Here is a 10,175-nt window from a genome sequence, read left to right on the forward strand (position 1 = left end):
TCGATGCGTCCGCTGCAAACAGCGGTCGCGATGGCCCCTACGCCGTTTTATGCAGGCGTGCGGGGATTCGGATCAAGGCATCAGACGTAACGCGGAGGGCGCCACAGATCGGCAGGCTCGGACTGGAGCACGGCGGGCGCTTGCAGGATGAGCGGGAGCGGCGGGACCGGGGTAAAGGTGCTGATCGTCAGGACCGGGACCAGGCCAGCGATCTTGCACTCCTCGCCCGACTTGCACGGCGACTTGGAAGCGGCACCGTGCTCCCTGGTATTGCAGCAGGGGGCGCCGCTCATTTTCGACCCGACATGGTTCATCAACGGCATCGGGCAAGGTTCAGCAAAAGACGCGGCCGCAGCCATACTGCCGAAGATCGGCAGCATCAGGCTGAGCACCAGGGTCAAGATCAGCTGAAACCTGAACATCAAGGACGCCAACTAAAGGGAATGACGGGAAAGGAGAGGTTACTTGAAGGCTTGCAGGTTAAGTGAGCATTAATCTTCATGCCAGCGGTGTTTGCCCCAGCGTTATTCCGCAACCGCCTGCAACCCCCATCCACCCTCTTGTTCCACGATCAAGCCACAGGCCAGCAGCAGCGGGCGCAACCGAACATGCAGTTCCGGTTTCACGAATTCATGCACCGTGGACAAGTCCAGCGGACCAGGAATCTCCAGTTCGCTCTTGAAGAACGACAGCCAGGCCTTCTTCAACACCAGGAGCACCTCACTTGGAGTGGTTCTGGCGAACTGGCGGTTGACCACCTTGCCCAACTCGAAGCTGTGCTGGAAGGCATAGCCGGTTTCGACGCCCGCAGCCTCCAGACAGCGCAGGCACTTGCAGGGCCCGTCGGCAAACGCCTGGAGCAGGAAGGCATTGAAGTCCGTCACGGGCTTGAGGGAGAGTCGCTTGTCCGTCTGAAACAAATCGTCCTGCTGTGCCATTTCCGTCATCGCGCCCTTCCTTAACAATCACCGCCCACACCCCTTGGGGTGACGGGGAAAAAGCCGCGAAGTTAATCCCTTGACTCCTTGATGTCAAAGCGGCGGGTAACACCGCTCTCCTCAAGCAAGCGCACAAACATGCTCAAGCTTTGCGACACCGTGCCCCGGCGCCACACCAGCCAGGTTCGCAGGTAGCGCATGGACTCGGTCAACGGCCAGACACTCACGGTGCTGCAGCCCGGCATGCTTTCAAGCATGCTGCGGGGCATCAGCGCCAGCCCGGCCCCGGCGCTCACGCAGGCGAGCATGCCGTGGTAGGACTCCATCTCATGGATCTTGCCGGGTACCGCGCCGTCCTGGGTAAACCAGCTTTCGAAGTGATGCCGGTAGGAACAGTTGGCGCGAAAGGCATAAATGCTCTCGCCATTGACCTCTTGCGCACGCTGGACAGGTGCATGCTGCAGCGGCGCGATCAGCACCATCTCCTCTTCAAAGGCCGGTACCCCCTCCAGCGCCGGATGCAGCACCGGCCCATCGACGAACGCGGCCGCCAGGCGCCCGGACAGCACCCCATCGATCATGGTCCCGGACGGGCCGGTGGAGAGGTCCAGGTCAACCTTGGCATAGCGCTGGTTATAGGCCGCCAGCAGTTGCGGAATACGCACCGCCGCCGTGCTCTCCAGCGAACCCAGGGCAAAAGCGCCTTGCGGTTCTTCGCCGGCCACGGTGGCCCGCGCCTCGCCGACCAGGTCGAGGATGCGCCGGGCATAGTCGAGAAAACTCCAGCCCGCAGGCGACTCTTCTCGCGGATAAACAGATCCACACCGAGATCCTGCTCCAACTGCTTGATCCGCGTGGTCAGGTTCGACGGCACCCGATGGATATGCTGGGCGGCCGCACTGATGCTGCCGTGTTCGGCAACCGCTTTGAAAATCTCCAACTGGACCAGATCCAAATCATTCTCCAATCGTGAACGATATGCTCACCATTATTCAGTTTCCAGAAAACTAACACCACCGTAATCTGAGGCCATACCCACCCAGCAGGACGGTGTCATGCCTTCAGTCTCCAGCCTCACCCATGCCCTGTCGATCAACCCCGCCACCGGCGAGCAGATCGGCCACTACCCTTTCGAATCCGATTCGGCCCTGGATGCCGCCCTGTCCCGGGCCGCGGCCGGGTTCTCGCTCTGGCGACGTACCGCTCTGGAACAACGCTCACAGGCCTTGATCGCCCTGGCCCAGGCCCTGCGTGACAACGCCACGAAGATGGCCGAGATGATCAGCCGGGAGATGGGCAAGCCCATCGCCCAGGCTCGCGGTGAAATTGAAAAATGTGCGCAGCTGTGCATGTGGTACGCCGAAAACGGCCCGGCCATGCTCAGTGCCGAACCGACCCAGGTGGAAGGCGGCAAGGCCCGCATCGAGTATCGCCCGCTGGGTTCGATCCTGGCCGTGATGCCGTGGAACTTTCCCATCTGGCAAGTACTGCGCGGTGCCGTACCGACGCTGCTGGCCGGTAACACCTTCGTGCTCAAGCACGCACCCAACGTCATGGGCAGCGCCTACCTGCTGCTGGACGCCTTCAAACGCGCTGGTTTCCCCGAAGGCGTCTTCGAAGTCATCAATGTCACCCCGGACGGCGTCTCCCGGGCCATTGCCGACCCGCGTATCGCGGCGGTCACCCTCACCGGCAGTGTGCGCGCCGGCATGGCCATCGGCGCGCAGGCCGGTGCAGCCTTGAAGAAGTGCGTGTTGGAGCTGGGCGGTTCGGACCCCTTTATCGTGCTCAATGACGCCGACCTCGACGAAGCGGTCAAGGCCGCCGTGATCGGCCGCTACCAGAACACCGGACAAGTCTGCGCGGCCGCCAAGCGCCTGATTGTCGAGCAAGGCGTGATCGAGGTCTTCACTACCAAGTTCGTCGAAGCCACCCGTCGCCTGGTGGTCGGCGACCCGCTGGCCGTCGACACCTATATCGGTCCCATGGCCCGCTTCGATCTGCGTGACGAGCTGGATCAACAGGTCCAGGACACCCTGGCGCAAGGCGCGACCTTGCTGCTCGGCGGTAAAAAAACCGAAGGGCCTGGCAACTTCTACGAACCCACCGTATTGGCGAATGTCACCGACCAGATGACCTCGTTCCAACAGGAACTGTTCGGCCCGGTGGCGTCGATCATCACCGCACGGGATGCCGCCCATGCGCTGGCGCTGGCCAATGACAGCGAGTTCGGACTCACGGCAACCGTATACACCGCGGATCTGGAGCTGGCCGACAAGTTCGCCGACGAGCTGGAAACCGGTGGCGTGTTCATCAACGGCTATAGCGCCAGCGACCCCCGGGTCAGCTTCGGCGGCGTGAAGAAAAGCGGCTTTGGTCGTGAACTGTCACACTTCGGGGTACGTGAGTTCTGCAATGCGCAGACGGTGTGGCTGGATCGTCGCTGAGGGTAGAAACCGCCCCTCATCCGTTTGCCCCCAGGGTGGGTGGCTCACAGGCGCCCACTTGTGGCACCAGATGAATATCGACCCGGCGGTTGGCGGTGCGTCCGGCCTCGGTGTCATTGCTGGCGATCGGCTGGCTGGCGGCGAAACCCTGGACAGCAAAGCAACTCTCGGCGATGTCCCCCATGCGCCGCATCCAGTCACGCACGGCGGAGGCACGAGCATATGACAGCTGGAGGTTTTGCTCAGCGACGCCCGTCGAGTCGGTATGCCCGGCGATGACAATCAGCAATCCCGGCTGGGCTTTAATATCGTCCAGGGCATTGATCAGCACCTTGGTCGAATCAGGCTTGAGCTGCGCGCTACCGGCATCAAACAGCGACAGGCTGTCCAGTCGCAGCGAATCTCGTACCCCCTCACTGCCCGGACCCGCCTGCCACTCCCGCCAACCGAGCCCACTGGCCAAGGCAAACAGGGCTGTCACCGCGAGCAGCCGCAGAATAGGACGCCGCCTGGTTTTCACCACCGGCATGGGAGGTGGTGGCAGGATCACAACGGGCCAGACCTGTGCAGGCTCCGTTACCCTGATCATCTGATGCACGGCTTCAGCCGATGAGTGGCTCCGCTCCAAGCACTGGATCAGGCTGCTTACCTGATGACGCAGGGCCTGCAACGTGACCAGAGGGACTTGCGTCTGACTCACCAATCGCTGGTTCAAACGCTCCAGTCCAGTGTACAGACGGGCAAGCTCTGGCACTTCGCGCGTGGTCATCGTCAGGCTGCGCAGCAACGGCTGCAACTGCGCGAACAGCCAGGCAAGAATATCCAGGCGCACCGATGCCATCGGCGGCCACAAGCGCGACCATTCGCCGCCGAGGGCCTCGATCAATGCCAGCCCTTGCACCATACCCGCCAGGCCATGACATCGGCTGCGTGCCAGCGCGTAGGCGCACGCGCTTTGCAGTTCCGCCCCGTTGTGCTGGAACAGCGCCAGACACAACTGCTCCACCCTGGCCCAGTCCACATCCGGACAGGCCGGGTGACTCAGTTTGGCCAGTTCATCGCGTAGCGCCGTAAACTCGCCGAAGCCGCGTGGATCACCACCGACTCGAATATGCATTTCAAACAACGCTGTCATCCCACTTCCCTTGCGTTACAGATTCACGACCTGGCCAGGTAGTTCTGCTGCTTCAAGTGCCGCACCAGTACTTTGCCCTCGGGCGCCACAGTCGTGCCGAAGGTCAGCCGCTCGCCCCCATTCAGTTCCACTTCCAGGGCGTACTCCAGATGACCGGGGAGCCTCTGCGGCAACAGTTCGATATTGACCGCAAGCAGACGCGGCTCGTACTTGAGCAAGGTCTCGGCCAGAGTGCTCATCAGCCCATGCGCCGTAGCCGGCAGTCCTTGCAGGATCAGGCCCATATCCGGCAGGCCGTAGTCCGGGAGGTGACTGAGGGCGCCCGCCCGGCTGTTGAGGATGCGTTGCAGATTGTCCAGCACAGATAGGGTCTGCTGGTCCTCTTCGCTGACGCGACACAGTTCCAGTTCGCCGTCGAAATTCTGCAGGAGCATTTCGTAGAGCGACGGATTCGGTTCGCTCATGGCTCAGCCCTTCACCAGGGGCCGCAGGGTCAACCGGTTGTCCCCCAATTCGAGCACCCGCGCCCGATCCGGGTCCAGGTCGTCGCGGGCCAGGGTCAGGCGCCAGGTACTCATCCGGGTATCCGGATCGCGGAACAACGCCACCACCGCGACGAACTGCGCGTCCTTGTGCATGGACACGTTCAATTGCGCGCCCTCCCCGGGTTTCACCACCACAGCCTGCTTGTCCAGCAGATCGGCACTCAGCAGGCTATCGTCATCGCTCAACAGACGGTCGTAGGTGGCCCGCTCCAGCGCTTTGCTATCGCGTAGCTGGTACACCCGCACCAGGGTCGGCACGGACAACCCGCGCATGTCTGTCGCATCGGCATTCGTCGCCGCGCGGCCGCTAAAGTCCAGGTGCAGGGTTTTCACCTGTGTGGAGAAAATCGCCTTGGCCGTGGAAGTGCTGGCGTCCGCCACGGTCTGGGTCAACCCGCAACCACCGAGCAATACGGCGAGCGCCGCCAGTATCAATGAATTAAAAAGGGTACGTGACATGCTGTATCTCCCTGTTCCGGGGGGTGCTGTGCAGGCCTTCATATCGGCCCAGATTGATCGTCATGCTGTCGTGCTGCGCAAACCGCCCGGCGTCGCCACCCAAGCCCAGGACACCGGTCATGCCCAGCCGTACCGGCGCTCGTCCCAACACCGGCTCCGGCAAACTGCATACCGGTAGCGACAGCTCCAGTTTGGCGGTGCAACGCCAGCCCAGGTACACCCGCAGCAGGACCAACAGGTCATTGTGCAATGGGCTACCCGGTAACCAGCCTCGCGCCTCTTCCGGATCTTCGGTAAACAGCGCCAGGTGCAGTTGGCTGTTGGCGTCGTGCCCGACACTGCCCAGAGGTGTGCCCTGAGACAAACTCACCGGGCGATTGGTGGAAAGACTGGCCGGCTGCGCGAGGGGGATTTTCTGCGGCCAGTGTGGGCTGACCTGTACCCGAGTGGCGGGGGCCAGCAGCTTGACCAACGCCGCGATGCCCTCGGCATTGCGGGTGGGCAGGCGCATCACGCCAAGCAGCGCCAGAAAGCGTGAGACCGGTGTGGCGATCTGCTCGGCGGTACCGGGAATCCCCAGGCCGATCAGCCCCAGCAAGCACTGCGAGGCCGCATCGCTGCCACCCGCTTCAAACGTGGCCGGATACGAGTACTTGCGCCAGATCCGGTAGAACTGGGTAAAGATCCGATGGTTGAAGATATCGAGGAAAGCTTCCAGCGCCTCATGCCCTTCCCGACGTTGGGCGATATCGTCCAGAAACGCCGTCGGCAACGGCGAGTCGACACCGTACAAACCGAGCAGTCGAGTACGCACCGTGGCCGGGCGCAGCAGATGTTCCTCATCGGTTTCAATCGCCTTCAGCTCGCCGGCCGGAAATCCCATGCCAGGATCCGGTCGAAACCGTACCGGGTCATCCGCCGGGTGCGCGGTGCTGCCCAATGGCGGGTGATTCGGCATGGCCTGTTCCAGCAGTTGGCAGAGGCGGTACAGACTGGCCTCGGCCACCCGCCCCTCCAGTGCTTCCAGCAAACCGCTGGCCTTCAGCCGGGAATACGCTGACTGTGGTTCTCGTTCCATCGCAGGCACTTTCCAGTAGGTTGCAAGATCAGCGTGAGCTGGGTGAACAAATGAATGTCGGCATAAAGGGCAAAAAAACGATTGAGCATTTCGCCGAACAGGCTGATATCACCCTCGCCGGAAAAACCATTGGCATCCAGGGTGATTTCGATATCCACGCCACGCAGCAGAAAGCCTTTCTCGAAGCGCTGGACCAGGTGGTGACTGACCTCGACGATCGCCGCCAGGCGACGTCGATTCAGTTCGCTGCCCGTCCAGTCGTACAGCGCCAGGGTGCCGCGCAGCACCTCGGCGTTGTCGAGCATCGGCAGGAAGTTCGACCCCAGGTGGCTGAGCACTCGCCAGTGGAAGCGGTCGCGGTTCGGCGGGTAGCACGGCAAGGTCGGCGCGCATAGATTGCGTACCCGCAACCCCGTCTGGGTGGATTGCACCGCGGTATCGAGCAAGGTGCTTTGCAGCGCCTTGCGCGGCAACTGCCCGTGGGTGCCGGTCAACTGCAATGACAGCCTTTCACTCCCGTGCAGCCGATCCTTGTCAAAACCCTCGCCCCCCAGGATCAGCCACGTGTCATGCAGCCCATTGGCGGCCCGCTTCAAGCGCGTATGGAAATAACACTCGGGGGCTTCGTCGCGCAGCATGCCGCCCTTGTGGCGAAAGCTGGTAAACGGCACATAGTCCTTTTTCTCCGTGTTCTTCGAGGCCGTGACCCGATCCACCGAATAGATTTCGGTATGACCGTCCTGCAAGCGCATGGGCCGAAGCAGGTAATCGGTTTGCAAGGGCGCCAGCGTCAATGGGTCGGCATCCAGCGGGAACAGGTTAATCACCGGCACGGCATGCAGACGAAGGTGTTCGACACCGAGATCGAACCCATGTGGCCACGCCTCGCGAAGTACCACGTCGAGTTCGAACCAGAGCGTGCCCACGGCGATGTTCAGTTGCTCCAATCCACAGAGGGTCACGAACATGAACTTCTCGCGGAAGGTGAAGTACTCCAGCAGCAACTGATAACCGCTGAAAGCACTGTCACCCTTGGGCCACAGGCGATCTTCCTCGGCAAACCCCTTGGGCGCGAAATAACCGTCCAGCAACTGGCGGTCCGTCTGCCCCGACAAGCGCACATACAGCGCCTGGGTATTGAGGGTCAGTGCCTGATGCAGCGCACTGGCCAGCGGGGCATCGGCATTCAGGTACAGCGGCAAGCGGCTCAGGTCGACTTGACTCAAATCCGCCAATGCACCGCAGGCGAAACGCAAACGCAGCAACGAATGACCGCCCGGCTCATGGGTCGCTCGCACCGATTCCAAGGCCAGCGGCTGCAGCATCAGGCTCTGGGTGGTGGTGTAGCGGCAACGGGTGCGCTGCGGACCGATGGCTTGCGAGAGCACTTCAAAGCCCTGTCCGATCAGTTCGCTGCCCTTCATCTGCGCAAGCTCGGGCACCAGCTCGATGATCGAGAGTGATGGAATCGTGCGCAGGTAATGCGGCCAGAGCAGACTGACCAGACCTTCGGTCAGCTCCGGCAGGTCATCGTCGAGCTTCTCGCGCAGCCGCCCCATCAGGAAGGCAAAGCCCTCGAACAGACGCTCCACATAGGGATCATGCGCTCCCGGTTTATCCAGGTTCAGTTGCGCCGCCCGATCCGGGAAAGCTTGCGCAAACTCCTTGCCGGCCTCGCGCAGGTAGCGCATCTCGGCGTCGAAGTAACGCAGTGTCAGATTGTCCATGCTCAAAAAAGAATCCTGATAAATGAAATTTAGCCGCAGAGCACTGCGGCGCGCACCGGGTCAATGGCCACCAGAGCCGCCAGCAACGCCTCCATCCGCCGGGCCAGGGTGTTTTTGTCCGCATCGTTGCGCTGCGCTTTCAAGCGCAGCAGCTTGAGCAGACGGGCCTTGATCTCGAAATTCAGCTCGGGCTCCCACTCCGACAGCACCTGGCGCTGGGCGATGGCATCCAGTTCGCCCAATAGATGGATGGCCAAATCGCTCTTGCCGTGTTGTTCTGCCACCCGGGCCATCAGCAGACGCAGTAGCCAGCGCTGGCGCCCGGACTGGATGCCGGGGCGCGCGGCCAACCAGGCCAGCGCCGCCTCCACGCCATCGCTGTCGGCCTGGGCAATGGCCTCACCTTCCAGTGAAAGGATTTCGGCATCGCCCGTTATCGGTACAGCCGTCGGTGCCGGTAACCACTGCTGCGGGCGATTGCCGCTGACGTGCTGGCTGATCCACTCGCGGGTGGTCTCGTCGGCAAAGGGTGTACCGTCGCTCCAGCACAACACTTCCAGGCCCGGCAGACGCTCAAGGAACATGCCCAGGTCGCGCTGGGTAATAGCAGCCCAGTTGTTCTGCGGCGCAGGCTGTTTGCTCAGCGCCTGATACAGGTACCACTGCAGGTCCAGCCAGAAATGGTTCACGCCCTCGGCGTAGATCCGCTCGACCTGATCGAGCAATTCAGCCCAGCTCTGTTGCAGGTACAGGCGCTTGAGTTGCGCCCGATAGTCGCCGCGCGGCGGCGGCAAGCGGGTATTGCCATTGGCGTCCTGCGGCGGCGCCTGATGCACGGTGTCCCAGCGCAGGCTCTTCATCAAGCGGTGGGCCGCCAGCCAACCCTGGGGTTGCTCACGTAGAAAAGCGGCCAGGGCGCGGCCACTGTCCAACAGATCGCGGCCGGATTTTATGGCCGTGGTGGACGATTCGGCCGTATGCGCGCTCGACTCATGACGGGCACTGTTCTGCGGCACCAGCGCGTCCACGCCACCGGACTGCGCCAGCCGGGCCGACAACCTGGCATACAGGGCCCCCAGGATCGGGCGCTGATCCTGCGGCCAGGTGCTCAGACCACGCTCCAGCCAGGCCAACGCCGCCGCCGTGCGCTCGGCCTCGACCTTCACCACCTCCGGATACAGCGACAGACTGTCCAGCACCTTGCTGCTGGCCAGCCATTCCAGGACCATCTTGCGGCTATTGGGGCGCGCGGGCAGCACCTCGGTGGCGAAGCGTTCAACCAGGGCCGCCAGCAGGCACAGGCCGTCGGCCAGCCCCGCCTCGCCATCCCTCTGCAAGCGTGCCCAGAGGTAATAAGTGGCCACGCGCAGATCCTTGCAGGTGCGCGTGAGCAGCTTCTCAGCCAACTGCGCTACCTGCTCGGTATCCGCCCCGGACAGTTTGTTGACCTCTTCGCGCATGCGCTGGAAGTCATCGTCATAACCGGGGTCTTCCCCTGCCGGTGCATCCGCGCTGATCGGCTGCAACCAGGGTTGCCAGCGGGCAGCCTGTTCATGGGCAAGGGACAGGGCATCGCGCGTTCCCAGACAACGGGCGATCAAACTCTGCAAGCTCATTCGAAACTCCCATTCCGCGCATGGGGCTCTGTTGCCCCACGCTCAGTCAGAAATATCTGCGTCGGCAGCTTGAAGCCACGCAGCTTGAGCAAGGCCAACGGCCCCGCCCCCAGCTCGGTGCGCAGGTGCCAGGTCAGTTCCAGGCCATCGGGGGCCTTGAGGATCAGCCGGTAGCGACTGTCGCCATCGTCCAACGGCGTGACCTGGGCCTTTTCCAGCCAGCGGATCAG

The 10,175-nt window shown here is 62.5% G+C and carries 9 protein-coding genes and 2 pseudogenes; 1 reads left to right on the forward strand and 10 read right to left on the reverse strand.

All coding sequences use genetic code 11. The features are described from left to right. Nucleotides 1-80: 80 nt before the first annotated feature. The 3 genes and pseudogenes from M5B99_RS27885 to ptrR all read right to left on the reverse strand — a co-directional run bounded on the left by M5B99_RS27885 (nucleotide 81) and on the right by ptrR (nucleotide 1,893). Nucleotides 81-422: a hypothetical protein gene (locus M5B99_RS27885; protein ID WP_248807074.1), complete on the reverse strand. Its 342-nt coding sequence runs from the start codon at nucleotides 420-422 to the stop codon at nucleotides 81-83. Between the two features lie 102 nt (nucleotides 423-524). Continuing rightward, nucleotides 525-947, reverse strand: coding sequence for a hypothetical protein (locus M5B99_RS27890; protein ID WP_248807075.1), 423 nt, complete (start codon nucleotides 945-947; stop codon nucleotides 525-527). Between the two features lie 62 nt (nucleotides 948-1,009). After that, nucleotides 1,010-1,893, reverse strand: a pseudogene (gene ptrR / locus M5B99_RS27895) (putrescine utilization regulator PtrR). A 100-nt stretch (nucleotides 1,894-1,993) separates the two neighbouring features. On the opposite strand from ptrR, the gene M5B99_RS27900 reads away from it, so the two are divergent. Further along, entirely contained in the window at nucleotides 1,994-3,385 is a 1,392-nt protein-coding gene (locus M5B99_RS27900) for an aldehyde dehydrogenase family protein (RefSeq protein WP_248807076.1), read from the forward strand. A 16-nt stretch (nucleotides 3,386-3,401) separates the two neighbouring features. Here M5B99_RS27900 and M5B99_RS27905 read toward each other — a convergent pair whose 3' ends face one another. The 7 genes and pseudogenes from M5B99_RS27905 to M5B99_RS27935 all read right to left on the reverse strand — a co-directional run. Beyond that, nucleotides 3,402-4,520, reverse strand: a complete 1,119-nt coding sequence (locus M5B99_RS27905; RefSeq protein WP_248807078.1) for an OmpA family protein — start codon at nucleotides 4,518-4,520, stop codon at nucleotides 3,402-3,404. 23 nt (nucleotides 4,521-4,543) lie between these two features. Continuing rightward, a complete protein-coding gene (gene tssE, locus M5B99_RS27910) occupies nucleotides 4,544-4,984 on the reverse strand; it encodes a type VI secretion system baseplate subunit TssE (RefSeq protein WP_248807080.1) in 441 nt (146 codons plus the stop codon). A 3-nt stretch (nucleotides 4,985-4,987) separates the two neighbouring features. Then, nucleotides 4,988-5,524, reverse strand: a complete 537-nt coding sequence (gene tssJ / locus M5B99_RS27915) for a type VI secretion system lipoprotein TssJ (RefSeq protein WP_248807082.1) — start codon at nucleotides 5,522-5,524, stop codon at nucleotides 4,988-4,990. Beyond that, nucleotides 5,505-6,602, reverse strand: coding sequence for a type VI secretion system baseplate subunit TssG (gene tssG, locus M5B99_RS27920; protein ID WP_248807084.1), 1,098 nt, complete (start codon nucleotides 6,600-6,602; stop codon nucleotides 5,505-5,507). Before tssG ends, tssJ begins: the two co-directional genes overlap by 20 nt. Beyond that, nucleotides 6,566-8,335 (reverse strand): type VI secretion system baseplate subunit TssF, encoded by a 1,770-nt coding sequence (gene tssF / locus M5B99_RS27925; protein WP_248807086.1) that lies wholly within the window; start codon nucleotides 8,333-8,335, stop codon nucleotides 6,566-6,568. The genes tssG and tssF overlap by 37 nt, the downstream gene beginning before the upstream one ends. 23 nt (nucleotides 8,336-8,358) lie before the next feature. Further along, on the reverse strand, nucleotides 8,359-9,945 hold the full coding sequence (gene tssA / locus M5B99_RS27930; protein ID WP_248807092.1) for a type VI secretion system protein TssA: 1,587 nt from the start codon (nucleotides 9,943-9,945) through the stop codon (nucleotides 8,359-8,361). Next, nucleotides 9,942-10,175: pseudogene (locus tag M5B99_RS27935) on the reverse strand (hypothetical protein); the annotation flags it as partial. The pseudogene M5B99_RS27935 and the gene tssA, both read right to left, overlap by 4 nt.

Origin of the sequence: Pseudomonas sp. MWU13-2100, assembly GCF_023242365.1 — a bacterium.
GTDB lineage: Bacteria > Pseudomonadota > Gammaproteobacteria > Pseudomonadales > Pseudomonadaceae > Aquipseudomonas.

What these genes read in the sequence shown, in the direction of transcription:
- tssG (WP_248807084.1), bottom strand. Translation starts at nt 6,602, where the DNA reads ATGGAACGAGAACCACAGTCAGCGTATTCCCGGCTGAAGGCCAGCGGT.
- M5B99_RS27890 (WP_248807075.1), bottom strand. Translation starts at nt 947, where the DNA reads ATGACGGAAATGGCACAGCAGGACGATTTGTTTCAGACGGACAAGCGA.
- M5B99_RS27900 (WP_248807076.1), top strand. Translation starts at nt 1,994, where the DNA reads ATGCCTTCAGTCTCCAGCCTCACCCATGCCCTGTCGATCAACCCCGCC.
- M5B99_RS27905 (WP_248807078.1), bottom strand. Translation starts at nt 4,520, where the DNA reads ATGACAGCGTTGTTTGAAATGCATATTCGAGTCGGTGGTGATCCACGC.
- tssA (WP_248807092.1), bottom strand. Translation starts at nt 9,945, where the DNA reads ATGAGCTTGCAGAGTTTGATCGCCCGTTGTCTGGGAACGCGCGATGCC.
- M5B99_RS27885 (WP_248807074.1), bottom strand. Translation starts at nt 422, where the DNA reads ATGTTCAGGTTTCAGCTGATCTTGACCCTGGTGCTCAGCCTGATGCTG.
- tssJ (WP_248807082.1), bottom strand. Translation starts at nt 5,524, where the DNA reads ATGTCACGTACCCTTTTTAATTCATTGATACTGGCGGCGCTCGCCGTA.
- tssE (WP_248807080.1), bottom strand. Translation starts at nt 4,984, where the DNA reads ATGAGCGAACCGAATCCGTCGCTCTACGAAATGCTCCTGCAGAATTTC.